24 protein-coding genes are annotated in these 26,107 nt (G+C 71.7%); 10 read left to right on the top strand and 14 right to left on the bottom strand.

Going from position 1 to position 26,107, the window contains the following annotated elements; translation table 11 throughout:
- Positions 1–253: 253 nt before the first annotated feature.
- The 5 genes from bpln_RS07655 to bpln_RS07635 all read right to left on the bottom strand — a co-directional run bounded on the left by bpln_RS07655 (position 254) and on the right by bpln_RS07635 (position 6,553).
- A complete protein-coding gene (locus tag bpln_RS07655) occupies positions 254–901 on the bottom strand; it encodes a DUF4136 domain-containing protein (RefSeq protein WP_042624659.1) in 648 nt (215 codons plus the stop codon).
- A gap of 99 nt (positions 902–1,000) precedes the next feature.
- Positions 1,001–3,640, bottom strand: a complete 2,640-nt coding sequence (locus bpln_RS07650) for a CHASE2 domain-containing protein (RefSeq protein ID WP_055138505.1) — start codon at positions 3,638–3,640, stop codon at positions 1,001–1,003.
- An 8-nt stretch (positions 3,641–3,648) separates the two neighbouring features.
- Positions 3,649–5,028, bottom strand: coding sequence for a FecR domain-containing protein (locus bpln_RS07645; RefSeq protein ID WP_420807360.1), 1,380 nt, complete (start codon positions 5,026–5,028; stop codon positions 3,649–3,651).
- Between the two features lie 50 nt (positions 5,029–5,078).
- On the bottom strand, positions 5,079–5,783 hold the full coding sequence (locus bpln_RS07640) for a response regulator transcription factor (protein WP_042624657.1): 705 nt from the start codon (positions 5,781–5,783) through the stop codon (positions 5,079–5,081).
- Positions 5,784–6,079: 296 nt separating this feature from the next.
- The gene (locus tag bpln_RS07635) at positions 6,080–6,553 is read right to left on the bottom strand and encodes a hypothetical protein (protein WP_080937272.1); all 474 of its coding nucleotides are present in this window, start codon (positions 6,551–6,553) and stop codon (positions 6,080–6,082) included.
- A gap of 111 nt (positions 6,554–6,664) precedes the next feature.
- Between bpln_RS07635 and bpln_RS35185 the strand changes: the two genes are divergently transcribed.
- Complete coding sequence (locus tag bpln_RS35185) at positions 6,665–6,982, top strand: hypothetical protein (RefSeq protein ID WP_123863466.1); 318 nt, start codon at positions 6,665–6,667, stop codon at positions 6,980–6,982.
- A gap of 189 nt (positions 6,983–7,171) precedes the next feature.
- On the opposite strand, the gene bpln_RS07630 is transcribed toward bpln_RS35185, so the two are convergent.
- The 4 genes from bpln_RS07630 to bpln_RS07615 all read right to left on the bottom strand — a co-directional run bounded on the left by bpln_RS07630 (position 7,172) and on the right by bpln_RS07615 (position 10,468).
- Positions 7,172–7,399 carry a sulfurtransferase TusA family protein gene (locus bpln_RS07630; protein ID WP_042624656.1) on the bottom strand — a complete coding sequence of 76 codons (228 nt, stop codon included), beginning with the start codon at positions 7,397–7,399 and terminating at the stop codon, positions 7,172–7,174.
- 117 nt (positions 7,400–7,516) lie between these two features.
- Entirely contained in the window at positions 7,517–8,557 is a 1,041-nt protein-coding gene (locus tag bpln_RS07625) for a Gfo/Idh/MocA family oxidoreductase (protein WP_042624655.1), read from the bottom strand.
- Positions 8,558–8,568: 11 nt separating this feature from the next.
- Positions 8,569–9,597 (bottom strand): inositol 2-dehydrogenase, encoded by a 1,029-nt coding sequence (iolG, locus tag bpln_RS07620; protein WP_055138503.1) that lies wholly within the window; start codon positions 9,595–9,597, stop codon positions 8,569–8,571.
- Complete coding sequence (locus bpln_RS07615) at positions 9,590–10,468, bottom strand: MurR/RpiR family transcriptional regulator (RefSeq protein ID WP_042624653.1); 879 nt, start codon at positions 10,466–10,468, stop codon at positions 9,590–9,592. The genes iolG and bpln_RS07615 overlap by 8 nt, the downstream gene beginning before the upstream one ends.
- Positions 10,469–10,682: 214 nt before the next feature.
- Between bpln_RS07615 and bpln_RS07610 the strand changes: the two genes are divergently transcribed.
- The 7 genes from bpln_RS07610 to iolB all read left to right on the top strand — a co-directional run bounded on the left by bpln_RS07610 (position 10,683) and on the right by iolB (position 19,706).
- The gene (locus bpln_RS07610; protein WP_055138502.1) at positions 10,683–11,759 is read left to right on the top strand and encodes a sugar ABC transporter substrate-binding protein; all 1,077 of its coding nucleotides are present in this window, start codon (positions 10,683–10,685) and stop codon (positions 11,757–11,759) included.
- A 150-nt stretch (positions 11,760–11,909) separates the two neighbouring features.
- The gene (locus bpln_RS07605; RefSeq protein ID WP_042624651.1) at positions 11,910–13,055 is read left to right on the top strand and encodes an ABC transporter permease; all 1,146 of its coding nucleotides are present in this window, start codon (positions 11,910–11,912) and stop codon (positions 13,053–13,055) included.
- 12 nt (positions 13,056–13,067) lie between these two features.
- Positions 13,068–13,898: an ATP-binding cassette domain-containing protein gene (locus bpln_RS07600; protein ID WP_055138501.1), complete on the top strand. Its 831-nt coding sequence runs from the start codon at positions 13,068–13,070 to the stop codon at positions 13,896–13,898.
- Positions 13,899–13,916: 18 nt separating this feature from the next.
- Entirely contained in the window at positions 13,917–15,893 is a 1,977-nt protein-coding gene (locus bpln_RS07595; protein WP_055138500.1) for a bifunctional 5-dehydro-2-deoxygluconokinase/5-dehydro-2-deoxyphosphogluconate aldolase, read from the top strand.
- Between the two features lie 11 nt (positions 15,894–15,904).
- Positions 15,905–17,902, top strand: a complete 1,998-nt coding sequence (gene iolD, locus bpln_RS07590; protein WP_055139476.1) for a 3D-(3,5/4)-trihydroxycyclohexane-1,2-dione acylhydrolase (decyclizing) — start codon at positions 15,905–15,907, stop codon at positions 17,900–17,902.
- Positions 17,899–18,816: a myo-inosose-2 dehydratase gene (gene iolE, locus bpln_RS07585; protein WP_042624648.1), complete on the top strand. Its 918-nt coding sequence runs from the start codon at positions 17,899–17,901 to the stop codon at positions 18,814–18,816. Before iolD ends, iolE begins: the two co-directional genes overlap by 4 nt.
- The gene (gene iolB, locus bpln_RS07580; protein WP_055138499.1) at positions 18,816–19,706 is read left to right on the top strand and encodes a 5-deoxy-glucuronate isomerase; all 891 of its coding nucleotides are present in this window, start codon (positions 18,816–18,818) and stop codon (positions 19,704–19,706) included. The genes iolE and iolB overlap by 1 nt, the downstream gene beginning before the upstream one ends.
- A gap of 89 nt (positions 19,707–19,795) precedes the next feature.
- On the opposite strand, the gene bpln_RS07575 is transcribed toward iolB, so the two are convergent.
- On the bottom strand, positions 19,796–20,284 hold the full coding sequence (locus bpln_RS07575) for an acyl-CoA thioesterase (RefSeq protein ID WP_055138498.1): 489 nt from the start codon (positions 20,282–20,284) through the stop codon (positions 19,796–19,798).
- Positions 20,285–20,528: 244 nt separating this feature from the next.
- On the opposite strand from bpln_RS07575, the gene bpln_RS07570 reads away from it, so the two are divergent.
- On the top strand, positions 20,529–20,870 hold the full coding sequence (locus bpln_RS07570; protein WP_055138497.1) for a YbjQ family protein: 342 nt from the start codon (positions 20,529–20,531) through the stop codon (positions 20,868–20,870).
- A gap of 21 nt (positions 20,871–20,891) precedes the next feature.
- Here bpln_RS07570 and bpln_RS07565 read toward each other — a convergent pair whose 3' ends face one another.
- Both bpln_RS07565 and bpln_RS07560 read right to left on the bottom strand, forming a co-directional pair.
- The gene (locus bpln_RS07565; RefSeq protein WP_055138496.1) at positions 20,892–21,428 is read right to left on the bottom strand and encodes an NUDIX domain-containing protein; all 537 of its coding nucleotides are present in this window, start codon (positions 21,426–21,428) and stop codon (positions 20,892–20,894) included.
- 229 nt (positions 21,429–21,657) lie between these two features.
- Positions 21,658–23,004, bottom strand: a complete 1,347-nt coding sequence (locus tag bpln_RS07560) for a YbfB/YjiJ family MFS transporter (RefSeq protein ID WP_055138495.1) — start codon at positions 23,002–23,004, stop codon at positions 21,658–21,660.
- 121 nt (positions 23,005–23,125) lie between these two features.
- Between bpln_RS07560 and bpln_RS07555 the strand changes: the two genes are divergently transcribed.
- Entirely contained in the window at positions 23,126–24,130 is a 1,005-nt protein-coding gene (locus tag bpln_RS07555) for a LysR substrate-binding domain-containing protein (RefSeq protein ID WP_082465229.1), read from the top strand.
- Positions 24,131–24,392: 262 nt separating this feature from the next.
- On the opposite strand, the gene bpln_RS07550 is transcribed toward bpln_RS07555, so the two are convergent.
- Both bpln_RS07550 and xylB read right to left on the bottom strand, forming a co-directional pair.
- Entirely contained in the window at positions 24,393–25,283 is an 891-nt protein-coding gene (locus tag bpln_RS07550; protein WP_055138494.1) for an SMP-30/gluconolactonase/LRE family protein, read from the bottom strand.
- Positions 25,280–26,047, bottom strand: coding sequence for a D-xylose 1-dehydrogenase (gene xylB, locus bpln_RS07545; RefSeq protein WP_042624641.1), 768 nt, complete (start codon positions 26,045–26,047; stop codon positions 25,280–25,282). Before xylB ends, bpln_RS07550 begins: the two co-directional genes overlap by 4 nt.
- Positions 26,048–26,107 lie beyond the last annotated feature (60 nt).

Here is a 26,107-nt window from a genome sequence, read left to right as displayed (position 1 = left end):
ATGGCTGGCGCCCGCGAAGCGGGCGCGGCGGATTGCGCGTCGGGGCCGGTGACGTCAGGCCGGCGGTAGCGTGCCGGATTCGCCGCGCAACAGGTTCAGTATCCGTGGCGGCGGCGCGAGGCGATTGAACGAAACGATGCTCGATACGGCGAAAATGCCGATTCCGCGGGCGACCTGCGGGCGGCCCGCGAAGCACGGCGCGGCAGGGTTTGGCGGCCCGCCCGCTTGTCCGCTTGCCGGCGCCGGCGCGCGCTCAGCGCGAGCGCAGCGGCTCGATCGATTCCACCGTCGGCACGGCACCCGCCGCGCCGCGCTTCATCGTCACCGCCCAGCCGCCGCTGCCGTCGAACGGCAGCTTCGCCAGCGCGCCGCGCACCAGCGTCGGCAGCGCGGCGAGCGGATCGGCGTCGCGGTCGCGCGCGGCCGAGGTGACCTGATACGCGGTCTCGCCGCTCTGCCGGTCGACGAACTGCAGCGTCAGCAGATGCCGATAGACGGGGCCGGCGAACGGCAGCGCAAACGGTGCCGAGCCATCCGCGCGCGGGCCGCCGGGGCCGGCCGCGCACGCCGCCGTGCCGCTCGTTCCACCCGCCCCGCAGTCCGGCGCCGTCACCGCCAGCCCGGCCGGCTGCGTCGCATAGGCGATCGCGAGCCGGTAACGCGCGCCCTCGGGCTGCTCGCGATAGCCCTGCCGCGCCAGCTCGTCGCGCACCAGCGTCTCGACGCGCGCGTAGCCGGCCTGGCCGGCCTGCGCATCGGTGCGCACGAAGCCGTAGGTCCGCTCGCCCGCGAGGCCGCCCTGCCCGGCCTGCACGCTGACGCCGGTGGTCGGCGCCGCGCAGGCGCCCAGCAGGCCCAGCATCACCAGCCCGCCCGCGGCGCGCGCCCGTCTCGTCTTCATTGCTGCTCTCCTGGCTGGCCGCCGGGCGGCCGGTTGATTGCCTGCGTGCGCATCTCGCGTCGCCGCCGTTCGTGATCGCCCGTTGTTGCTGGTGCCCCTTCATGCCGCCTCGTCGGCGAGCCGCGGCAGCGTGATCGAGATCGCGGTGCCGACGCCGGGCGCGCTGTCCACCGCGATACTGCCGCCGTGCCGCGTCACCACCGTTTTCACGAACACCATCCCGAGCCCCGCGCCGGCGATCTCGGGCCGCTCGCTCCCATGAAAGCGGCGGAACCGCTCGAACAGATGCCGCTGATGCTCGGGCGCGATCCCGTAGCCCTGGTCGCGGATCGTGCAGGTCACGCGCGGCGGCGCCTCCGCGAGCGCGAGCGTGCAGCGGATCAGCGTGTCGGCCGGACTGTACTTGATGGCGTTGTTCAGCAGGTTCACGAGCGCGCGTGTCATCAGCGAGCGGTCCGCGCCGATCCAGCACGGCGCCTCGCCGGGCGCGGTGTCGATGCGAATCCGTTTGGCCTGCGCCTGCGGCCAGACCTCGTCGCTCGCGTCGATCAGCAGGTCCGCGACATTCACGGTGTCGATGCGGTAGGTCTGCGACTCGGCGCGCGCGAGCTGCACGAATTCGTCGGCGAGCGTCAGCGCGCGCTGCGCGTGCCGCTCGATGCGGTCCAGCAGCTCGCGCTGCGCCGGCGGCGGCGCGTCATGGCGCTGCCGCTCGGTGCGCACCAGCGCGAGGATCGAGGCCTGCGGCGAGCGCATGTCGTGCGACAGCAGGTGCAGCGCTTCCTCGCGCTGCCGCTCGGCCGCGTGCAGCGCGGTCACGTCCACCAGCCCGGCGATCCAGCCGATCGCGTGGCCCTCGGCGTTGGTACACGGCGCGTAGCGCAGCAGGTGGTCGAGGCCGTCGGTATCGCGCACCTCGAGCCCGCTCGCCAGCAGCGCCGGCGACTCGCCGCGCGTCGGGTCGAGCGCGGCCGGCCACGCGGCGCGCAGATCCGGCTCGCGCTCGGGACAGGCCACCGTCTTCACGAACGCCAGCTCGCCGAGCGCGGCCTGCAGCGGCCGGCCCTCGGGCGAGGCCACCCTGAGGCGCGCGCAGTAGTGCCGGGCCGCGTGGTTGACGATCAGCACGACGCCGGCCACGTCGGTCACGAAGATCGGCTCGGGCATGCTGTCGAGGCTGTCCCAGACGAAGCGCTTCATGTCCTGCACGCGCTGCGCGGCCTGCGCCATCAGGTTCATCTGCCGTTCGAGCACGTCGCCGCCGAACTCGGCGCGCGCGCCGGACGCGCGCGGCGCCTCGGGCAGCAGGTGCGGCTCGGCGGCGAGCCGCTCGAGTTCGGCGCGCAGGTAGGCCAGGGTCATTTCGAGGCGCCGCCAGTTCCAGGTCGGATAGGCGACGATCAGGCCGAGGATCGCCGGCGCCGGCGTGAGCCACAGCCGCGCGCCGGACAGCAGCGCGGCGCTGCCCGCCACCGACAGCACCGCGACCGACAGCGCCAGCAGCAGCGCGCGCCGCGGCGACAGCAGCAGGATCCCGGCCAGCAGCGCCGCGAGCGGCGGCAGCGAGGCGAGGAACAGCCAGCCGCGCGAAACGGGAGAGATCGCGCGGCCCGTCAGCAGCATGTCGAGTACGTTCGCATGCAGGTAGACGCCCGGCAGCGGGCCGAACTCGCCCGAGATCGGCGTGGCGAAGCGGTCGTAGAGGCCGGCCGCCGTCACGCCGACCACGATCACCTTGCCGCGCAGCGCCGCGTCCGGCACCTTGCCGGCCAGCACGTCGGCGAGCGAATACGACGGATAGGCGGGCGTGCCGCGGCTGAACGGGATCAGGTAGCGGCCGCCCGGCAGCGAGGCCGCGAACCGCGACGTGGGCACGGGCGGCGCGGAGGACATGCCCGATGACGGCGCCGGCAGCGCGGCGTGCGCCGGGGCCGCCGCACCGGGCACCGCCGCCGGTGACGCGCCCGATGACGGCGCCGGGCCCGACGCGACGGACGCCGACGCGAGCGGCATGGCGCCCGCCGGCGCCGCGGCCGGCCGGATCGACGACGCCGCCATCGCGGCCGAAGCCGAGGCCCGAGCCGCGCTCCCCGCCGGCCCACTTTCCAGCGATGCCGAAGCCGGCGCCGACACCGCCGCCCCATCACGCGCCATACCGCGCGACGCCGCCAGCATCAGTTGCGGCCAGTCGCGCCGCCCGTCGCTTTCCGTCAGCGCGACGCTGCGCACGATGCCGTCCGGATCGACCTCGAAATTGATGTGCCCCATGCCGGCCGCATGCGCCGCGAGCGCCGGCACCGGCAGCGTGAGTTCGCGCGCGCCGGTCTCGCCCTCGGGGCTCAGCAGCACCGGCAGCCAGGTCGGCACGCGCGCGAGCGCGGCGGCCAGTTGCGCGTCGTCGGGCGAGGCTTCGATGAACAGCACGTCGTAGACGACGGCGGCCGGCCGCGCATGCGCGAGCCGCCCGAGCAGCTGCGCATGCACGCTGCGCGGCCAGGGCCAGCGGCCGAGCCGTTCGAGGCTGGCGTTGTCGATCTCGACCACCACGATGTCGGGGTCGGGCGCGAGGCGGCGTGCGCCGAGCAGATGGTCGTAGATCAGCCGGTCGATGCTCGCGGTGGCCTGCCACGCCACGCCGGCCAGCACGGCCGCCACGCCGAGCACGCCGATCGCGAGCCACTCGACGAGGAAGCGGCGGCCGGGAGGACGCCGCCGCCGGGAGCCGGGTTCGGGCTTCATCGGCCGGCTCAGCGCGCGAGCGTGAAGCTGTTGACGGCGCCTGCCTTGTCGTAGAAGCGGCCGTCGACGAACTGCTCGGCGATCACGGTCCAGTAGTAGTCGCCGGGCGGCAGATGCGCGACCACGATGCGCGCGTCGGTCAGCCCCGGCTGGTCGACGATCGGATCGGCCAGTTCGCGCGAGGCGGACAGGATGAAGCGGTAGTGCGTGACGGCGGCCGTCGCGCCGCCCGGGTTCCAGCGGAACGCGTAGCCGTCGGCGGCCGGGCCGGCCTCGGTGCTGAGCCCGAAGCGGCGCCGCTCGAAGCCGTACACGCGCCCCTGCCCCTCGAGCCCGTTCGCGTCGAGCGCGGCGATCCGCACGAAGTAGCTGCCGTCGGGCAGGTCGGCGAAACGCACGCCCGGCGCATCGGACTGCACCTCGCGCAACAGGTCGAGAAAGCCGGCATCGCTCGCCAGCTCGACGCGATAGGCGCGCGCGCCGTCGAGCGGCACGATCTCGAACCCGACCTGCGCGTCGTCCTGCACGTTGCCCGGCTTCGCGAGCCGCGGCGCGTCGAGCAGCGGCACGGGCGCGCCCACCTGCCCGTCGGCGCCCGTCACGCTACCGAAATTGGCGTGGACCAGCGTGGCGCCGGGCTTCGCGGCGCGGCGCCGGCCGGCGCGTGGCGCGTCGGGCTCGACCCCGACCGTGCCGTCGAGCACCTCGACGCGCGTGAGCGCCTGTCCGTCGGCGTCGTAATCGACACGGAAGTGCGTGCCGCGCACGCCGGCCACCACCGACGGCGAACGGATCTGGAAGCGGTCGTCGGGCTTCTTCAGGTGCGTGACCTCGCTGTCCACCGAGCCGCGCCGCAGTTCGAGCTCGCGCTCGAATACGTCGGTCAGCACGGTCCGGCGCAGCATCGCCACGTCGATCTGGCTGTCGGGCGGCAGGCTCAGGTGGGTGCCGTCGGTCAGCTCCAGCGTGACGAAGCCGTCGTGGCCGGTGCGCAGGCGGTCGCCCTCGCTCAGCGTGGCCTCCGCCCCGAGCGCCGCGAACGCGCCGTCGCGGCCGGCGCGCTCGACCGCGCCGTGCAGCGCGATGACGCGCGCGGTCAGCCGCTCGCGGCGCAGCCGCGCGGCGGGCAGGCGGATCACCACGCCGCGCCGCAGCCGCTTCGGCGCCGGCACGCCGTTCAGGCGCGCCACCAGGCGCCAGTCGTCGGGGCCTTGCAGGTAACGCGTCGAGATCTCGTAGAGCGTGTCGCCCTCGTTCGTCACGTAGGGCACCGTCGCGATCGTGTGGGCCGTGCCGCCGGTCGCGCGGCTCATCAGCGAGCCGCCGCCGGCACCCGGCAAGCGCGAGGCGGCGCGAACGGTATGCGTGGCGGCGCCGACGGCGGCCAGCGCCAGCCAGCCCGCCGCGATCGCGCGACGGGTCGCGAGCCGGGCCGCGCTCACTCGGCGGTTCCCTGCTGCAGCCGCTCGAGCCGGTAGCCGTAGCCGTAGATCGGCGCGAGGCGATAGCCGTTCTCGGGCCGCAGCGCGAGCTTGGTGCGCAGCATCGAGATGTGCGTGTCCATGGTGCGCGACGGCACGTCGGTGGCCTGCTTCCAGACCAGATCGAGGATGTGCGCGCGCGAGAGCGGCTGGTCGACGTGCTGGAACAGCAGCAGCGCGAGGTCGAATTCCTTTTGCGTGAGGTTGACCGGCTGCTCGGCCACGAAGGCCTGCTTCAGGGTGGTGTCGAAGCGGTAGGCGTCGAACTCGCGGATCGCCGCCTCGTTGTGGGCCGGATAGGCGCGGCGCAGCAGCGAGTGGATGCGCGCCCGCAGGATCGGCGCGGACACCGGCTTGACGACGTAGTCGTCGGCGCCGGCGTTGAGGATCTCCGTGATGCCGGCCTCGTCGTCGCGGCTCGTCATGAAGATGATCGGCAGGCGATGTTCGACCTGGTTCTCGCGCACCCACTTCAACAGCTCATCGCCGGAGAGGTCGGGCACGTTCCAGTCGAGCACCAGCAGGTCGAAGGTCTCGCGCTGCAACCGCTTCTTCAGCGCCTTGCCCTCGCTGAATGCATAACAGGTATGGCCGACCTCCGTCAGCGTCTGGCTGACGAAGTCCGTTTGCGACTCGTCGTCGTCCAATACAGCAATTCTCATAACACCCCGCAATGCGGACTCGGCGGGAAACCGTTCCGCGTTCCGCGCCTGATCGCGCGAATCGCCTGCCAGCCGTGGCATCGAACCGGCAGGACCGCCGCAAAGCGGCGTCCGTTCGCTATTGTGTCCGGATCGCCGCTTTTCTCAAAATTTGGCCGTACGTCATCAAGACGCCTTGCAAGCGCCCCTGCTCCGCGCGTTACGCGGCCGTCGTGGCGATGGCCCGGCTCGTCAGCGGACGCATCATCGAAGTCACGATCGAAGCCACCGGGATGTCGCCACCGGGCGAGGCCAGCTCAGCGGCGCCTGACGGACGGTGCCAGCACCGTCGTTCCGGTATCGGTATCGCGCTCGCCGGATTCGTTGCCGCCCGGCGCCGGCCGTGGCGAGCCGTGACCGGGCCAGCCGTCGCCGGCCGGCGCGTCGCGAGCCCCGGCCAGCGCGGCCAGCAACTGGCCGCGCACATGTTCCCAAGCGCCGCGCGCGTAGTCGGGCTGGCCGGCCGCCCATGCCTGCGCGAGATCGAACACGCGCAGCACGGTCGGTGCGCAGCGCGTCAGCGCCGGCGCCGGCGAGCCGAGCACCTCGCGCAGCCATTCGGCGAGCCACGGCATCTCGGCCGCGCAGGCATCGGCATACGCTTCGAGCGCGGCCCGTGCATGCAGGTCGCGCGCCGGATCGAGCCCGATACGCTGCATCACGCGCAATCGCTCGCGCGCCCTGCCGCGGAACGCGAATGGTATCCGGACCGTGCCGGGCCTGAAAAACATGGTTTCTCCCAGATGCGGCGCCGCTGCGCGCGGCACGTCGCGATATGACGATAGCGTCGGCCGAATGCGCATGCCTGCCATTGCAACGCAGTATAAACAGTGGCCTATCAAATGTCGTTCAAGAATTGTCAGATTGCTAATAATCGTCGACAAAACCACGACAATTCAATTGCACGCATAGCGAATAACACATCGACGATTTTCTTGCATCGCCTGTCATGCGACTTTCATGTCCGACTTATTTCAAAAAATGACAATTATCAGGGTGCTACCATTCCCGCCGATCCCGCGCCCGGCAACGCCTTTCGCCGAACGCGGCGGTCCGTGAAAATCGCGCGCCAGTCGATCCGGCCGAACCGCGATCAATTCTGCACTTATTTAAAAACTCCCGCGCGCATTGCTGGCGGCATTGTCGTTTCGGTGGAATGACGAACGATGACCGACCAGTGGCGGCGAATCGCGTTAAGCCGTCGCGCGAATGCCGGGATGCAGGCAGCTGCCTGGCGATTGCCGGCGTTTCGTCGAATCGGAGCGGGCTGGCATGCGCGGCGGCGGCGCAAAAGAAAACCGCCGCCGGGGCGCAAGGCCCGGGCGGCGGCATCGCGGCCGGCGGCGGCGTCAGCGGCGGCGCATCAGGAACACGAACGTCTTGTCCTGCGTCGAGGATTCGACGATCTCGTTGCCGGTCTGCTTCGCAAACGCGGCGAAGTCGCGCTGCGAGCCGGGATCGGTGGCGAGCACCTTCAGTATCTGGCCGCTCTCCATGTCGGCGAGCGCCTTCTTGGCGCGCAGGATCGGCAGCGGACAGTTGAGCCCGCGCGCATCCACTTCCTTGTGAACTTCCATCGGCTATCGACCTTCGTATGACGCGCCCGCGCCCGACGAGGCGCGGAAACAAGCCGCGATTTTACCGCAGCGCGCCGCCGCGTGCCGGCCCGCCGGAGGTTGGCGCGGCGCACGCGCCTACAGCTCGACCGCGCGCCCGGTGGCCAGCGCCTCGCGCATCGCGTGGCCGATGCGCGTCGCCTCGCGCGCGTCGGCCAGCGTCGCGCCGCCCGAGTCGGTGCCGTCGCGCACGGCCGCCACGAACGCCTGCGCCTCGATCAGGAACGCCTCCTCGAAGCGGTCGAAGAAGGTCGGCGTGCAGGTGTTGCGGATGCCGGTGGCGTCGTGGATCTCGACGCGGTTCGCGCGCGGATTGCGGCCGATGGTCAGCGCGCCCGCCGTGCCGATCACCTCCGAGTGCGAGTCGTTGCCGTGCGCCATGGTGCGCGAAGCGTAGAACATCGCGAGCGCGCCGCCCTCGAATTCGCAGATTGCCACGCCGTTGTCGACGTCGCCGCAGGCGCGCAGCCCGTCGTGCAGCGCGATGGTGCCGGCCGCGAACACGCGCGTGGCGCGCGGCCGGCCGAGCAGCCAGCGCGCCACGTCGATGTCGTGGACCGAGCAGTCGAGGAAGATCCCGCCCGAACTCGGCGCGAAGCGCACGAAGAAGCCGTCCGGATCGTTCTGGTCGGTGGTCTGCGAGCGCACCAGGAACGGCCGGCCGATGGTGCCGGCGGCCACGCGCCCGAACGCGTCGCGGTAGCTCGGATCGAAGCGGCGCATGAAGCCGATGGTGGCCTGCAGATGCGGGCGCGCGTCGGCCTCGGCGATCACGCGCTCGCACTCGGCCAGGTCGAGCGAGAGCGGCTTCTCGCAGAACACGTGCTTGCCGGCGCGCAGCGCCATGACGATCTGCTCGGCGTGCAGCGAGGACGGCGTGACGAGCCAGAGCGCGTCGAGCTCGGGATCGGCCGCGAGCGCGGCGAAATCCGCGTGGATGCGCGGCACCTCCAGCGCCTCGCGCGCCCACGCGCATTCCTCGGCCACCGGGCTGCAGGCGGCCGCGAGCACGGCGCCCGGCACGCGCCGCGCGAGGTTCCCGGCATGGCGGCGGCCGAGCCGGCCAAGGCCCGCGATGCCGATCCGCACCGGCCCGGCCGGCGAAGGGGAAGCGTTCATCGTGGCCTCCGTCAGGCGGACGCGGCGGCGGAGTCGGCGAGCCGCACGACGCGCTGCTCGCGCCACGATCGCGTGGCCGCCTCGGCCAGCTCCAGCGCCTTGACGCCGTCGGCGATGGTGGTGCGCACCGGCTCGCCGCGCGTGAGCGCCGCGAAGAAATGCGCGATCTCGCGCGCGTAGGCGGCGCGGTAGCGTTCGAGGAAGAACGCCTCGGGCAGATCGTTCGACACGGCCCGCGCCGTGTAGGCGGTCACCTCGGTGGGCCGCAGGTTGCCGGCCTGCAGCATGCCGCCGCTGCCGAGCAGTTCGAAGCGCTGGTCGTAGCCGTAGGCGGCGCGCCGCGAGGTGTTGATCTGGCAGAGCCGCCCGGCGCGGGTGCGGATCGTCACCGCGGTCGCGTCGATGTCGCCGGCCTCGGCCACCGCGGGGTCGGTCAGGCAGCTGCCGGTGGCGTGCAGCGTCTCGGCCTCGTCGTCGAGGATCCAGCGGAAGATGTCGAAGTCGTGGATCAGCATGTCCTTGAAGATCCCGCCCGAGCGCTCGAGATAGGCCGCCGGCGGCGCGCCCGGATCGCGGCTGGTCACCACCAGCATCTCCGGCGCGCCCACCTCGCCCGCGTCGATGCGCGCCTTCACGGCCTCGAAGGTCGGATCGAAGCGGCGCTGGAAACCGATCATGCAGACCACGCCGGCGCGCGCCACCGCCGCCTCGCAGGCCCGCGCGCGCTCGAGCGCGAGATCGACCGGCTTCTCGCAGAACACGTGCTTGCCCGCCGCGGCCGAGCGCTCGATCAGGTCCGCGTGCGTGTCGGTGCTCGAACAGATCACGCTCGCGCCCACCGCGGCGTCGCCGAACGCGCTGTCCGCGTCGGCCGCCCGCGCGCCGTGCTCGGCCGCCAGAGCGGCGGCCGCGGCCGGGTCCACGTCGATCACGTACTTGAGCCGCACGCCCGGCTGGCGCGCGAGGTTGGCCGCATGAATGCGGCCGATGCGTCCGGCGCCGAACACGGCGACGTCGATCGTCGGCACTGCTTCAGTCATCGTATCCTCCAGTGTCCTTCACTTCTTCCACGTTCAGTTCGAGCCGGTACGCGAGCGCGATGAACAGCGCCTGGCACAGGCAGATGGTGCTCGTGAGCGAGCGGAACGCAAACGCGCTGCCCTCCTTCACGAGCAGATGCGCGCTCGCCTCGCGGACCAGCGGCGAGAGCCGGCTGTCCGTGATCACGAGCGTGTTCGCATGGTTGTGGCGCGCGGCGCGCAGGCAGTACTGGGTCTCCTTGCCGTAGGGCGCGAAGCTGATCGCGACCACCACGTCGCCGCGCCCGACGCTGCGGATCTGCTCGCGGTACATGCCGCCGAGCCCCGACACCAGGTGTACGCGCCGCGCCGTGTGCTGCAGCGCGTAGACGATGTAGCTCGCCACCGGGAACGAGCGGCGCACGCCGATCACGTAGATGTTGTCGGCCTGCTCCAGCATCGACACGGCCGCGTCGAACTGCGCGTCGTCGAGTCCCGCCGCGAGTTCGTCGAGCCCGGCGCGCGAGGCGTCGATGAACTGGTGCGCGACGGCCGGCACCGACAGCGCGCCGCGCCGGTCGTCGATCAGCGAACGGATCCGCTGGCGGTAGCTCTGCCCGGCCGGATTCTGGCCCGTGTAGGCGTCGCGAAACACCGCCTGCAGATCGGAAAACCCCGAGAAACCAAAACGCTGCGCGAAGCGCACCACCGCCGACGGATGCACGCCGCAACGCTCGGCGATGTCGCTGGTGCGATCCATCATCACGTTCGCGCGATGCTCGTCGATGTACGAGGCGATGCGCTTCAGCTGCCGCGGCAGCATGTCGTAGGCCTCGGTGATGCGCTGCAGCAGCGCGTCGACAGGCGTGTCGGATTGCGGTGTCTCGTCCATGATGTGCGGCTCCCTGGCCGCGCCGCGCGAGGCCCGCGCGACACCGGGCCGATGCCGATGTGGTGAGCCGAGTATAGGGAGTTCGCCATCGAAATGGAATAAATTTTCCATTTCCATCTGAAATAAAATTTTCTTTGCAATCACTGTCGAGTTGACCTAACCTTGCTCGTGAACGGCAACGTTCGACCCATAACAGACCGACACAGGTGGAGACATGAGACTTTGCAATGGCAAGGCCGGCTTTCGCGCGAACGGAATCAACGCGGGTCTGAGAACGCTCGTCGCGGCGCTGGCCTTCGCGGCCGGCCTGGCCGCCACGGCGGGCGGCGCGCAGGCCGCCGACGCCCGATTCGTGCTGGTCAGCCACGCCCCCGATTCCGACTCGTGGTGGAACACCATCAAGAACGCGATCAAGCAGGCCGACGAGGATTTCAACGTCACGACCGACTATCGCAATCCGCCCAACGGCGACATCGCCGACATGTCGCGCCTGATCGAGCAGGCCGCCGCGCGCGACTACGACGGCGTGATCACCACCATCGCCGACTACGACGTGCTGAAGAGCTCGCTCGGCAAGGTCACCGCGAAGAAGATCCCGCTCGTCACGATCAACTCGGGCACCGAGGAACAGAGCGCGCAGCTCGGCGCGATCATGCACGTGGGCCAGCCCGAATACGTGGCGGGCCACGCGGCCGGCGAGAAGGCCAGGGCCGCGGGCGTGAAGTCGTTCCTCTGCGTCAACCACCTGGCCACCAATCCGGTGTCGTTCGAGCGCTGCCGCGGCTTCGCCGACGCGATCGGCGCCGACATGAAGCGTTCCACGATCGACGCCGGCACCGATCCGACCGAGATCCAGTCGAAGGTCAGCGCCTACCTGCGCAACCATCCGCAGACCCAGGCGGTGCTGACGCTCGGCCCGGTGCCGGCCGCCGCCACGCTCAAGGCGCTGCAGCAGATGGGCCTGACCGGCAAGCTCTACTTCGCCACCTTCGACTTCTCCGACGACATCGCCCGCGCGATCCGCAGCGGCGCGATCCAGTTCGCGATCGACCAGCAGCCGTACCTACAGGGCTACATCCCGGTGGCCGTGCTCGCGATCGTGAAGCAGGACAAGACCACCGACCCGGTGAAGATCCGCCAGATCCTCGAGGCGAATCCGAAGTTCCAGGCGCGCCTCGCCACCTACGGGCTGCAGCCGTCCTACGGGCCGAAGAACATCCGCTCCGGCCCGGGCTTCATCATGAAGGACAACCTCGACAAGGTCGTGAAATACGCGGGGCAATACCGCTGACGCGGCGCGTGGCGCGGGCGCGGCCGGGCAGCACGCCGGCCGGCCCGGCGCCGGGGTCAACGTTCATCGCGCGGCGGCCTCGCCGCGCTTCTGTACCGACGCGGCGCGGCGTGGCCCCGCTCCGCGCGCGCCGGGCATCAAGGAGACATCATGGGTGTAGCCGGCAAACCTCTGACAGCGCAGACACAGGACACGCCGCCCGCGGGCGGCCGGGCCGACGAACGGCTGCGCGGCGAGGCGTGGTACTCGCGCTTCCTCAACCGCCCCGAATTCGCCGCGATTTCCGGCGCCGTGCTGGTGTTCGCGGTGTTCGCGATCGGCGCGGGCGGCTCGGGGATGTTCAACCTCGACGGCATCATGAACTGGTCGCAGGTGGCCGCCTATCTCGGCATCCTCGCCGTGGGCGCGTGCCTGCTGATGGTGGCGGGCGAGTTCGACCTGTCGATCGGCTCGATGATCGGCTTCTCGGGGATGATGGTGGCGATCCCCACCGCCTATTTCCACTGGCCGATCTGGGCCGCCGTGATCTTCGCGTTCGCCGGCTCGATGGCGCTCGGCGCGCTGAACGGCTACCTCGTGATGCGCACCCGGCTGCCCTCGTTCATCGTCACGCTGGCGTTTCTGTTCATCCTGCGCGGCCTCACGCTCGCGCTGTCGATCATGTTCGCCGATCGCACCATCATCTCGGGGATGGGCGACTACGCGCATGCCGATCCGTTCACGCACCTGCTGTTCCAGGGCGTGGCGTTCCACGGCCTGTTCCGCTGGCTCGCGCAGGTCGGCATCGGCGGCGTGCTCGACAACGGCGAGCCGCTCGTGCCGGGCGTGCCGAAGGTGATCCTCTGGTGGATCGCGGCCACCGCGATCGGCGCGTTCGTGCTGGCCAGGACGCGCTGGGGCAACTGGATCCTCGCCGTGGGCGGCGACGCCAACGCCGCCAAGAACGTCGGTGTGCCGGTGCGCCGCGTGAAGATCCTGCTGTTCGTGCTGACCGCGTTCTGCGCCTGCCTGTTCGCCGTGCTGCAGGTGGCCGACATCGGCTCGGCCGCGGCCGACCGCGGGCTGCAGAAGGAGTTCGAGGCGATCATCGCCGCGGTGATCGGCGGCACGCTGCTCACGGGCGGCTACGGCTCGGTGATCGGCGCCGCGTTCGGCGCGCTGATCTTCGGCGTGGTGCAGATCGGCATCACCTACACCAACGTCAGCTCGGACTGGTTCCGCGTGTTCCTGGGCGTGATGCTGCTGCTCGCCGTGCTGTTCAACCACTATGTGCGCCGCCGCGTCGCGCAATCGTAAGGGAACCGAATCATGTCCACGCCTTCCCGTTCCGCTTCCCCCTCCGCTTCCGCCGCTCCGTCCGACGCCATCCTCGAGCTCGACGGCGTCGGCAAGTTCTTCGGCAAGGTCATCGCGCTGTCGGGCATCAACCTGCGGCTGCGCCGCGGCGAGGTGCATTGCCTGCTCGGCGACAACGGCGCCGGCAAGTCCACCCTGATCAAGACGCTGGCCGGCGTGCATCAGCCCTCCGCGGGCCGCTACCTGGTGGACGGCCGGCCGGTGGCGTTCGCCTCGCCGAAGGACGCGCTCGACCTCGGCATCGCCACCGTCTACCAGGATCTCGCGCTGGTGCCGCTGCTGTCGGTGGCGCGCAATTTCTTCATGGGCCGCGAGCCGAAGAAGAAGCTGTTCGGCCTGCTCAACGTGATGGATCTCGACACCAGCGCCGAGATCGCGCGCGCCAAGCTCGCCGAGATGGGCATCCACGTGCGCGATCCGCACCAGCCGATCGGCACCATGTCAGGCGGCGAGCGGCAATGCCTCGCGATCGCGCGCGCGATCCACTTCGGTGCGCGCGTGCTGATCCTCGACGAGCCCACCGCCGCGCTCGGCGTCAAGCAGAGCTTCAACGTGCTCAAGCTGATCCATGCCGCGCGCGCCAAGGGCATCTCGGTGATCTTCATCACCCACAACGTCCACCACGCCTATCCGATCGGCGACTCGTTCACGCTGCTCAATCGCGGCCGCTCGCTCGGCACCTTCACGAAGGACGCGATCTCGAAGGACGAGGTGCTCGACATGATGGCGGGCGGCGCGGAAATGCAGAAGATGGTCGCCGAGCTCGACGGCGCGGTGATCTAACTCCCGACAGGAACCGACATGTCCCACTCCCCCTCAACATTCGCGCCGGACCGCCCGCTCGACCTGATCTGCATCGGCCGCGTGGCGGTCGACCTGTACGCCGAGCAGATCGGCGCGCGCCTGGAAGACGCGACCAGCTTCGCGAAATACCTGGGCGGCTCGTCCGGCAACATCGCGTTCGGCGCGGCGCGACTCGGGCTCAAGTCCGCGATGCTCGCGCGCGTCGGCAACGACCACATGGGCCGCTTCGTGCGCGAGACGCTCGCGCGCGAAGGCTGCGACACGCGCCACCTGAGCACCGATCCCGAGCGGCTGACCGCGCTGGTGCTGCTCGGCCTCAAGGATCGCGACACGTTTCCGCTGGTGTTCTACCGCGAGAACTGCGCCGACATGGCGCTCGACGAGACCGACATCGACGAGGCGTTCGTCGCCTCGGCGAAGGCGCTGCTGATCACCGGCACCCACTTCTCGACCGAGCGCGTCAACCGCGCGAGCCGCCGCGCGCTCGACGTCGCGCGCCGCCACCAGGTGCGCACCGTGCTCGACATCGATTACCGGCCGGTGCTCTGGGGGCTGACCGGCAAGGCCGACGGCGAGACCCGCTTCATCGCCGACGAGGGCGTGACGGCGCACCTGCAGCGCATCCTGCCGCTGTTCGATCTCGTGATCGGCACCGAGGAGGAATTCCGCATCGCCGGCGGCAAGGACGCGCTGCCCGATGCGCTGGAGATGGTGCGCCGCGTGACGGGCGCGACGCTGGTGGTCAAGCGCGGCCCGCTCGGCTGCTCGATCGTCGAGGGCGCGGTGCCGAAGACGCTCGACGCGCTCGCGCTGGTGGGCGGCGTGGAGGTGGAGGTGCTCAACGTGCTCGGCGCCGGCGACGCGTTCGCCTCGGGCCTGCTCTCGCAGTGGCTGCGCGGCGCCCCGCTGGAGGCCGCCGCGCGCGTCGCGAACGCCTGCGGCGCGCTGGTGGTGTCGCGTCATGGCTGCTCGCCCGCGATGCCGACGCCGGCCGAACTCGAACACTTCCTGCGCGAGGCCGCGCGCGATCCGGCGCGCATGCGCCGCCCCGACCGCGACGCGGCGCTCGCGCGGCTGCACCGCGTGAGCCCGCCGCGGCGCGCGTGGGAGCAGGTGCTCGGCTTCGCGTTCGATCACCGCAACCAGTTCTTCGAACTCGCGCAGCAGACCGGCGCGCCGGTCGAGCGGATCGACCGCCTCAAGCGCCTGTTCGTCGAGGCCGTCGCGCAAACCGAGGCCCAACTCGGGCTGCAAGGCCAGATCGGCGTGCTGATCGACGACCGCTACGGCCAGGACGCGCTCAACGACGCGACCGGCCGCGGCTGGTGGCTCGGCCGGCCGGTCGAGCTGCCCGGCTCGCTGCCGCTCGAATTCGACCACGGCCGCTCGCTCGGCACCACGCTCGAGACCTGGCCCGCCGAGCACGTCGCGAAGTGCCTGGTGCGCTATCACCCCGACGAGGCCTTCGAGACGCGGCTCGAACAGGAAACGCAGCTGCGCACGCTCTACGACGCGGTGCAGGCGAGCGGTCACGAGCTGCTGCTCGAAGTGATTCCGCCGCATCGCCCGGACCTGCCGGACGGCCCCGACATCGTCTACCGCGCGCTCAAGCGGCTCTACAACCTCGGCATCCAGCCGGAATGGTGGAAGCTCGAACCGCTCGACGCGAGCCAGTGGCGCATGGTGGACGAGCTGATCGACGAACGCGACCCGTACTGCCGGGGGGTGGTGCTGCTGGGCCTGTCGGCGCCGGCCGAGCAACTGATCGACGGCTTCACCGCGGCGGCGGCCTCGCGCAGCTGCCGCGGCTTCACGGTGGGCCGCACCATCTTCCACGAACCGAGCCGCGCCTGGCTGGCCGGCGAGATCGACGACGCCGGCGTGATCGCGCGCGTGCGCGCCACCTTCGAGACGCTGATCGACGCGTGGCGCACGGCGCGCGCCGGCCGCGTCGCCGCGCGCCGGGTCGCATGAGGAGCACCGCGATGAACCATCGACAGATCGATGCCGGCGGCGCGCCGGCCGACACCGCCACGACCGGCGGCACCGTGCGCCTGACCGCCGCGCAGGCGCTGGTCCGCTACCTGGCCGCGCAGCGCGCGGCCGTCGAGGAAGGCAGCGGCCGCGCCGGCCGCACCGAGCCGCTGTTCGGCGGCGTGTTCGCGATCTTCGGCCACGGTAACGTGGCCGGGCTCGGCGAGGCGCTCTACCACGCGCGCGACGTGCTGCCGACCTACCGCGCCCACAACGAGCAGGCCATGGCGCACAGCGCGATCGCCTACGCGAAGGCGCATTTCCGGCGTCGCATGATGGCCGTGACGACCTCGATCGGCCCCGGCGCGACCAACCTCGTCACGGCCGCCGCGCTCGCGCACGTGAACCGCCTGCCGGTGCTGCTGCTGCCCGGCGACGGGTTCGTCTCGCGCGCGCCCGACCCGGTGCTGCAGCAGCTGGAGGATGCGCACGACGGCGGCGTGTCCGTCAACGATGCGCTGAAGGCCGTGTCGCGCTACTTCGACCGGATCGTCCACCCGGCGCAGCTGCTCACCGCGCTGCCGCGCGCGCTGCGCGTGCTGACCGACGCGGCGCAATGCGGGCCGGTCACGCTCGCGCTGCCGCAGGACGTGCAGGCGATGGCGCACGACTATCCGGTCGCGTTCTTCGCGCCGCGCGTGGTCGGCTTCCATGGGCCCGCGCCCGTCGAGGCCGAACTCGCGGCCGCGGCCGACGCGCTGCGCGCCGCGCGCCGGCCGCTGCTGATCGCGGGCGGCGGCGCGCTCTACAGCGCGGGCGGCGCGGCGGCGCTGCGCGCGTTCGCCGAGCGCCACGGCATCCCCGTCGGCGAGACCCAGGCCGGCAAGAGCACGCTGGCCTGGGACCATCCGCTCAACGCCGGCGCGCTCGGCGTGACCGGCTCGCCCGCCGCCAACGCGCTGGCCGCCGGGGCCGATTGCGTGATCGCGGTCGGCACGCGGCTGCAGGACTTCACCACCGGCTCGAACACGCTGTTCGCGCAAGCCCGCGTGGTCGGCATCAACGCCAACGCGTTCGACGCGCTCAAGCATCAGGCCACGATCGTCGAGGCCGACGCGCGACTCGCGCTCGACGCGCTCGGCGCGCGGCTCGACGGCTGGCGCGCCGAGCCGGGCTGGACCGAGCGCGCGCAAGCGCTCTCGACCGGCTGGCGCGACACCGTGCAGACGTTGACGAACACGCCGCCGCAAGCCGGCGCGCTGCCCTACGACGCCGACGTGATCGGCGCCGTGCAGCGCACCGTCGCCGCCTCGGCGGCCGGCGACATCGCCGTGTGCGCGGCCGGCACGCTGCCCGCCGAGCTGCACAAGCTGTGGCGCGCGGCGGTGCCGGGCGGCTATCACGTCGAATACGGCTACTCGTGCATGGGCTACGAGATCGCGGGCGGCCTCGGCGTGAAGCTCGCGCGGCCCGGGCGCGAGGTGATCGTGTTCGTCGGCGACGGCAGCTACCTGATGATGAACAGCGAGATCGCCACCTCGGTGATGCTCGGCGCGAAGCTGATCGTGGTGGTGCTCGACAACCGCGGCTACGGCTGCATCAACCGGCTCCAGCAGGCCTGCGGCGGCGCGCCGTTCAACAACCTGCTCGACGACTGCCTGCAAGGCCCCGCGGGCGCGCCCGCGATCGACTTCGCCGCGCATGCGCGCGCGCTCGGCGCGCACGGCGAGCACGTGGCCGACCTGGCCGCGCTCGACGCCGCGCTGGCCCGCGCGCGCGCGGCCGACCGCACCAGCGTGATCTGCATCGACACCGATCCCGCGCGCACCACCGACGACGGCGGCTGGTGGTGGGAGGTGGCCGTGCCCGAAGTCTCGCCGCGCGCCGCCGTGCGCGACGCGCGCGCGAACTACGAGGCTCGGCTCGCCGCCCGCGCCGGCATGCCCGCGGCCGGCATGCCCGCCGCCGACTCCCCCGCAGAACCCCACTCCCCGGAATCATCGACATGAGCTACGACATCCGAATCGGCATCAACCCGCTGTCGTGGATGAACGACGACCTGCCGTCGCTGGGCGGCGAAACCCCGCTCGCGGTGGCGCTGACCGAAGGCAGGCAGATCGGCTACGCGGGCTTCGAACTCGGCAACAAGTTCCCGCGCGAGCCGCAGGCGCTGAAGGCGCTGCTGGCCGAATACGACCTCGCGCTCGTCTCGGGCTGGTATTCGGGGCGGCTCGCCGAACGCGGCGCGCAGGAAGAGATCGACGCGGTCGGCCCGCACCTCGAACTGCTCGCGAAGAACGGCGCGACGGTGATGGTCTACGGCGAGGTGGCCGCCTCGATCCAGGGCGCGGCCGAGGTGCCGCTCTGCCAGCGTCCGCGCTTCGTCGGCGAGGCGCAATGGGAGCGATACGCGCGCCGGCTCGACGAGTTCGCGCGCTTCACGCTGAGCCAGGGCGTGCGCACCGCCTACCACCATCACATGGGCGCCTACGTCGAATCACCGGCCGACATCGACCGGCTGATGGCACTGACCGACGACGCGCTCGGGCTGCTGTTCGACACCGGCCACGTCCGGTTCGGCGGCGGCGATCCGCTGGCCGTGCTGGAGCGGCACATCGGCCGCGTCTGCCACGTCCACTGCAAGGACGTGCGCACCGCGGTGATCCGGCTCGCGCGCAACCGCAACTGGAGCTTCCTGCAAGCGGTGATCAACGGCGCGTTCACGGTGCCCGGCGACGGCGACGTCGATTTCCCGGCCGTCGTCGAGCGCCTGAAACGCCACGGCTACCGCGGCTGGTTCGTGGTCGAGGCCGAACAGGACCCCGTGATCGCGCCGAGCTACGCGTTCGCCGACCAGGGCTATCGCACGCTGCGCGCGCTCGTCGACGCGCCGCTCGCATCCGTTGGCAAGGAGGCCGCGTAATGAATCCCCATCCGAACTCGAATCCGAACCCGGCCGCGAGCCTGCTCGTCAAGGCCGCCGCCAGCGGCCGGTCGATCGCCTGCGTCACGCCCGAATCGGCGCGCTGGCACCATGTGGGCTTCGCCGCGTACCGTCTCGCGGCCGGCGAAAGCGTGACGGTTCACGAGCCCGCCCGCGAGACCTGCCTCGTGGTGATGGCCGGCCAGGTGGACGTGGTGGACGACGACGGCACGCGCTGGGACGCGCTCGGCTCGCGCGCGAGCGTGTTCGACGACGCGCCGCCCGCCGCGCTCTACCTGCCGCCGGGCCGGCGCGTGACCGTCACCGCGCGGCGCGCCACCGAACTCGGCGTGGCCAGCGCGCCCGGCACCGGCCGCTATCCGCCGCGGCGCATCGAGCCCGGCGAGATGAAGCGCTCGGTGCGCGGCACCGGCGCGAACACGCGCTACGTCTGCGACATCCTCCCGCAAACCGAGCCGGCCGAGGCGCTGCTGGTGGTGGAAGTGCGCACGCCGTCGGGGCATTCGTCGAGCTACCCGCCGCACAAGCACGACACCGACGACGTGCCGGCCGAGAGCTTCCTCGAGGAAACCTACTACCACCGCGTGAACCCGCCGCAAGGCTTCGTGTTCCAGCGGGTCTACACCGACGCGCGCGACCTCGACGAATCGATGGCCGTGTCCGATCACGACGTGGTGATGGTGCCGCGCGGCTATCACCCGGTGGTGGTGCCGTATGGCTATGACTCGTACTACCTGAACGTGATGGCCGGGCCGACGCGTGTCTGGCACTTCAGGAACGATCCGGAGCACGACTGGATCGCGAAGCGCGATGCGGCGCAGGCGCAGGCCGCGCAGGCCGAAAAGGCGGGACGGGAATCGGGAGGCTGAGGGTTCGTAATCGGCGAGGCGGTGGCCGGCGGTTTCGACGCGGCGCCGGCCGCTAGCCGCTAGCCGCCCGTTCGCTCGTCCTACTCGTCCTACTCGTCGTTCACCGGCGGCACCGGCGGCACCGGCGGCACCGGCGGCACCGGCGGCACCAGCGGCGCGAGCGCGGCGCGCAGCGCGTCCGGCAGCGGCACCGGGCGGCGGCTCGCCCGCCCCACGTAGACGTGAACGAAATGGCCCTGCGCGGCCGGCGCCGCCTCGCCCTCGGCGAACAGGCCGATCTCGTAGCGCACGCTCGACGCACCGAGCTTCGCCACGCGCAGCCCCGCCTCCACCTTCTGCGGAAACACCAGCGGCGCGAAGTAGTTGCACTGCGTCTCGACCACCAGCCCGATGGTCTCGCCATGCTCGACGTCGAGCACGCCCGCGCGGATCAGGTACTCGTTGACGACGGTGTCGAAGTAGCTGTAGTAGACGACGTTGTTGACGTGGCCGTAGACGTCGTTGTCCATCCAGCGCGTCGAGATCGGCAGGAAGTGGCGGTAGGCGCGGCGCGGCGAGGGTTCGGGTCGGGTGGACATGGGCGGCGATGGAATCGGGGACGTCGGAGCGCAGGAACGTCGAAAACGGTGGACGGCCGCGCGGGCGGCGGGCGGCACGGATTCGCTTTGCATCGCGAGGCGTTTCGCGCGACCATGCGGCTCAAGGCCCGCGCCGCGCACGCCGCCTAGCAGACCACAGGACGCGGGAAATGCCAAGAGGCCCCGGCCCCGCGCCGCCGCGCCTCCCGTCCCGCGCCGTTCCCCGCTCGCCCACAGGATCGCCATGCCCGCCCATCACCTGATCACCACCGCCTTCGAGCTGCCCGGCCACCGCATCGAGCAGTCGCTCGGCATCGCGCGCGGCATCGTGGTGCGTTCGCGCTCGATCGTCGGCACGTTCGGCGCCGCGCTGCAGACCCTGTTCGGCGGCAACATCTCGCTCTACACGTCGCTCTGCGAGCGCGCGCGGCAGGACGCCTACGACAAGATGCTCGCGCAGGCAGCGGGGCTCGGCGCCAACGCGATCGTCGGCATGCGCTACGACGCCACCGAAGTCGGCGCGGGCATCACCGAGGTGCTCTGCTACGGCACGGCGGTGCGCGTCGTGCCGGCGGCGGCCGGCTGATCTGGCGCGCCGGGCCGCTGCTTACTGCCCCGGACGGTCCACGTACTCGAATTCGAGGCCGCGCGCGCGCATCCAGTCGGCCACCGCGTGGCCCGTGCCGGCGCGCCACGGCCGCAGCTTCGGCGGATCGACGAGCCGGTATTCGAGCAGTTCCGGCGACAGCGCGATCTCGCCATAGGCCCGCACGTGATAGGCGATGATCAGTTCGTTCTTGCGGATGAATTCGTAGACGCCGACCAGCTCGACCGTCTCGGCCTGCAACGAGGTTTCCTCGCGCACCTCGCGCGCGATGCCTTCCTCGGGCGTCTCGCCGTTCTCGAGGAAGCCCGTGATCAGCGCGAACATCCCCTCGGGCCAGGCCGCGTTGCGCGCGAGCAGGATCTTGCCCTCGTATTCGACGATCGCGGCCACCACCGGCAGCGGGTTGTTCCAGTGGACGTAGCCGCAGGCCTCGTCGGGGCAGGCCTGGCGCACGCGCCCGCCCTCGTGCAGCGCATCGGCGCGCGTGGTGAGCGGGGTCGCGCAGCGTGGACAGAAACGGTACTCGGCAATCGTCATGGGCGGGTGAGCGCGCGGCGCCAAGGGCGCCGTCGTTTCGCGGGAATCGGCGGAGCGCTCATTCTAGCGAGTTTGCGGGCGAGGCATCGGGCGCGGCGATGCTGCCGCGCAGCCGGCCTGGAGGCGCCGCGTCCGGCCCTGCCTCGTGCCCGTCCCGGTGGCGGCCACGCGCGTCACGCCGTCGTGCGCCGCCCCCGCACCACCTGTTCACCACCTGTTCACCACCTGTTCACCGCCTCTCGCGCCAGGCCAGCCCGCACGCCACGAACCCCACCGCCCCCACCAGCAGCGCGCCGACCGCGACCCACAGCGCCGGCGTGAACGAGCCCGCGTGCGCGGCCACCGGCGCGGCCACGAGCGGCCCGGCGATCTGCCCGAGCCCGTAGGACGCGGTCGCGTAACCCATCAGCCCGGCCGCCTGCTCGCCGCGCAACCGGCGCGCCTCGCGCATCGCGAACAACGTGATGGCCGTGAACGGCAGGCCGAGCAGCAGGCTGCCGAGCGCGAAGCCGGCCGCGCTCGGCCAGGCGATGCCGAGCGCGATCGCCCCGGCCTGCACGGCGCACGCGAGGCCGAGCAGCAGCCGGTTGTCCCAGTGCGCCGGCAGCCGCGAACCCAGCAGCGCGCCGACGATCAGCGCCGCGCCGAACATCGGCCAGAACAGGTCGGGCCACGGCGAGCCCGGCGTCAGCGCGGCGCGTGCGATCACGGGCAGGAACGTGGCCGTGATGATGTAGCCGAAGCCCGGCGCGCCGTACAGCACGACGAGCCAGCGCGCGTCGCGGCGCCCGGCCGCCGGCTCGCCACGCGCGGCCGGCTGGTGGGTCAGTGCCCGCGCCGGCGCCCGCCGCGCGGCGGGCGCGTCCGCAGCCGGCACGTCCGCGGCCGGCGCGATCACGCGCCAGACCAGCGCCGCGAGCAGCACCGACAGCAGCGCGAAGCCGAGCCAGCCCACCTCGGCGCGGTGCCCCGCCAGCGCGCCGCCGATCAGCCCCGTCACCACGATGCCCCAGCCCGGCCCGGTGAAGATCGCCCCGCTCCATCGCGACGCACCGAGTTCGGCCAGCCGCCGCATGCCCCACTGCGACGCGAACACGAAGGTCCACGCGCTGACCGCGCCCGCCACGAAGCGCACCGCGAGCCAGAACGCGAAGCCGTGCATCGCGCCCATCGCGGCCGTCAGCACGATCGTCGCAACGAGGCCGCCGCGCACCATCCGGGCCGGGTCGAGGCGGATCGCGGCGCAGCTCACGGCGCCGGCGAAATAGCCGGCGTAGTTGGCCGAGGCGAGCCAGCCGCCATGGCCGATGTCGAGCGCGCCGCCGGCCAGCATCAGCGGCAGCAGCGGCGTAAACGCGAAACGGCCGACGCCGAGCGCCACGGCCAGCGCCGCCGCGCAGGCGAACGCGACGAGGCGCGGATCGCCATGGCAGCCGGTTTCGGTCGATCTGCTCGCGGCGGCGGCCGGGCGCGGCGCCGATGATGCCGACGAAGCGGACGAAGCGGACGCAGCGGATGACACGGACGAAGCGGACGAAGAAGTCGAAGACGACGAACAGGCAGCGGAGCGATTCATGCGGGTCGGAAGCGATGAGACGGCCACGCGGGCGGCGCGGCACGGACCCATCCATCCTAGCTTGACCATTCGATCTCGAAAAATGAATAATCGAGAACCTTTCGTTCTCTTGGAGAGAATCATGGATCTGGCGGCGCTGGCGATCTTCCGCGCGGTGGTGCGTGAAAACGGCGTCACGCGCGCGGCGGCGAAGCTGAACCGCGTGCAGTCGAACGTGACCACGCGGATCCGGCAGCTGGAGGAACAGCTCGGCGCGGCGCTGTTCGTGCGCGACGGCCGGCGGCTGGTGCTGACGCCGGCGGGCCAGACGCTGCTGCCCTACGCCGAGCGGCTGCTCGCGCTGGCCGACGAGGCGCGCCACGCGGTGCGCGAGGATCGTCCGCACGGGCGGCTGCGGCTCGGCACCATGGAGAGCACGGCCGCGAGCCGGCTGCCCGACGTGCTCGCGCGCTATCACCAGCGCTGGCCCGAGGTCGGGCTCGAACTCGTGACGGGCGTCACGAACTGGCTGATCGAGCGGGTCCGCGATTTCGAACTCGACGCGGTGCTGGTCGCCACGCCGCCGCAGCCGGACACGCTCGACGCCGCGCTGTTCGAGACGGTGCCCGTCTATCGCGAGTCGCTGGTGCTGATCGCGCCGCGCCACCATCCGCCCGTGACGACGGCACGGGACCTGCGCGTGCCGACATTGGTGTCGTTCGAGCGCGGTTGCGCCTATCGCGGCTATATCGAGCGCTGGTACGCCGCGCATGCGCGCCAGCCCGCGCGCGTGCTCGAACTGGGTTCGTACCACGCGATCCTCGCCTGCGTCGCGGCCGGCGCCGGCGTCGCGCTGGCGCCGCGCAACGTGCTCGACATGTCGCCCGTCGCCGGTACGCTGTCGGTGCATCCGGTGCCCGATCTGCAACCGGTCGATACGCTGCTGGTCTGGCGGCGCGGGCACGCCTCGGCGGCGCTGGCCGCGCTGCGCGAGGCGCTCGCCGCGCATGGCGCGGAAGTCGCGCCGGCGCGGGACGTCGGGACGGAACCGGGGGTGGCGCGCGGCGAGGAATCCGTCGCGCGCATGCAGGAAACGGCGGGCACCGTCGCGCCGCGGCGGGCGAAAGCCAACGCTCGGGCCGCCTGAACGGCGCTTGCTCGACCGCCTCGATCGCTTGACTCGCAAGGCGCCCTGAAAACACGGGCGAACGCGAACCGGCGTCAGGCAGCCCGGCCAGCCACGAGCGCGTTACGCGACACGACGCGCCATCGCGCCGCCCGCGATCGCCAACCCGGTCGATCGGCCGTCGTCGCGCGACGTCGAAGGCACGGCGGCACACGCGCCGAGCCGCGACGCGTTCATCGCAGTCATGCCGCTCCCGGAACGCGCCGCTTCCCGGCCTCGTCGCTCACGCTTGCCCGAACCGCACCGTGCATACCGCCGGCGCCAGCCCCGCCACCGGCGAGCGAAACGCAAACAGCCCACCCGCCAGCGGCTGCGCCTGCCGTTCGGCCTCGCTCAAGCCCTTGGTCGCGGTAGTCGCGTAGACGGTACGCAAATCATCCCCGCCGAACGCGAGCTTGGTGACGTTCGCGCACGGAAACGCGACCTGCCCGAGCAACCGGCCATCGGGCGCATAACGCTCGATGCGCGCGCCGCCGAACAGCGCGATCCACACGCCACCCTCGGCATCGACGGCCATCCCGTCCGGATGACCACGCTCGCGGATCGAAACAAACACGCGCCGCTGCCGCGGCACGCCGTCGTCGCCGAGATCGAACGCGTACACCACGCGCCGCAGCGTGTCGGTGTGATAGAGCGTGCGCCCGTCCGGGCTCGCGGCGGGGCCATTGGTGATCACGTAGCCGGCGTCATGCGCGACCAGGCGGCCGTCCTGCCCGACGCGATAGAGCTGCCCGGTCGGCGCGGCCTCGGCGTTGTCCATCGAGCCGAACCAGAGGTGGCCGCCCGCGTCGACATAACCGTCGTTGAGCCGGTTGCCGGGCAGGTCGGTCTCCAGCGGCAGCACGGACGCAAACCGCCCGCTGTCCGGCTCGAAGCGGAACAGCCCGCCCTGCACGCCGCAGATCAGCGTGCCGTCGGCGCACGGCAGCGCGAAGCCGATCTGCCCCGGCGCCTCCCAGCTCTCGCGCCCGCCGCTCGACGGGTCGTAGCGATAGAGCCGCCGCCCCTTGATGTCGACGAACAGCACGCGGCGCGCGGCGGCGTCCCAGCAGGCCCCCTCGCCGAGCGTGGCCGCCACCGGCCACACGCAGTCGGGCACGATGGCCGGCGTCATCCGCCGAACCAGCCGGCATCGACGAAGTACTCGCGCGCGGTGCAGCGCGCGGCGTCGTCGGAGGCGAGGAACAGCGCCATGCGCGCGACGTGCTCGGGCTCCACGCGCTCGTGCAGGCACTGCGCGGCCACCAGCTTCGCCTCGCTCTCGGGCGACTGCCACAGCTTCATCTGGCGCGGCGTGCGCACGGCGCCCGGCACGATGCAGTTCACGCGGATGCCGAACTCGCCGAGGTCGCGCGCGAGCCCGCGCGTCAGCCCCTCGATGCCGGCCTTCGCGGTCATGTAGATGCTCAGCCCGGTCTCGGCGATGTGCCACGAGATCGAGCCGAGGTTCAGGATCACGCCGCGCCCGAGCGAGCGCATGCCCGGCAGCACCGCCTGCGCGCAAAAGAACTGGTGGCGCAGGTTCACCTCGATGCGGCTGTCCCAGTAGGCCGCGCTCAGTTCGCCGGGCTGATGGCGGTCGTCGTTGGCCGCGTTGTTGACGAGCACTTCCACCGGCCCCGCCGCGGCCGTGATCGCGGCGAACGTCGCGTTCAGCGCGTCGATGTCGCGCAGATCGCAGTAGTGGAACGCCGGCGGCAGCGGGACGTCGCCGAGCGAGGCGGCCAGCGCCGCCGATTCGTCGCGCGCGATGTCGATGAAGCTCACGCGCGCGCCCTGCGCGGCGAACGCCGCGACGATCGCCGCGCCGATCCCGGTGCCGCCGCCCGTTACCACGACGTGACGGCCGGCCAGGCTCGGATAGATGGCATAAGTCATGAAAGATCCCGAAAAACCGGTCAGCAGACCATTTAAGAAAGCATTCTCGTCCGGCCGCGC

This window comes from Burkholderia plantarii, assembly GCF_001411805.1.
Classification (GTDB): domain Bacteria; phylum Pseudomonadota; class Gammaproteobacteria; order Burkholderiales; family Burkholderiaceae; genus Burkholderia; species Burkholderia plantarii.
This window is presented reverse-complemented; position numbering and strand designations above follow the sequence as displayed.